The 515-nt window shown below is 26.8% G+C and carries 1 protein-coding gene; it reads left to right on the top strand.

The annotated features are described in order from the left end of the window. Positions 1-142: 142 nt before the first annotated feature. Positions 143-430, top strand: coding sequence for a hypothetical protein (locus CLPUN_RS13305; protein WP_077847754.1), 288 nt, complete (start codon positions 143-145; stop codon positions 428-430). The last annotated feature ends 85 nt before the right edge of the window (positions 431-515 follow it).

Raw genomic sequence — 515 nt, 5'->3', positions numbered from 1 at the left:
TACCCTTTATTATTAATAGTTGAGATTTACAATATTATAATGCAAAAATCACTTACTATAAGTATATGTAATCAATGTTAAAAGTAAGTCTATATAAGGGATATGAGGTTATTACCACGAGATATAATTAGGAAGGTGACATATGAATGAAGTAAATATAATTATAGGGATGGCTTCAACTTTAATTGGAATTTTAGTTGGAGCTATTGGACTTAAAAGAACATTTAAAAATGATATTAAAGAGGAAAGTAATTCGCAAACAAAATTTGAAATGCAACTTAATTATATATCTAGAGGTGTTGATGATATCAAATTAGATATGAAAATGCAAGACAATAAAATCAATGGGGTTATAGAAAGAGTTGCAAAAGTTGAAGAATCTGCAAAGTCAGCACATAAAAGATTAGATGATTTAGAAGGAGATAGATAATATGAAAGAATTATTAATTAATCAAATTGCACCAATAGCAGCAACTGCAATAGTAGGCATATTAGTAGCAATTATTAAAAGTGTT

Source organism: Clostridium puniceum, from assembly GCF_002006345.1.
GTDB lineage: Bacteria > Bacillota > Clostridia > Clostridiales > Clostridiaceae > Clostridium > Clostridium puniceum.
This window is presented reverse-complemented; position numbering and strand designations above follow the sequence as displayed.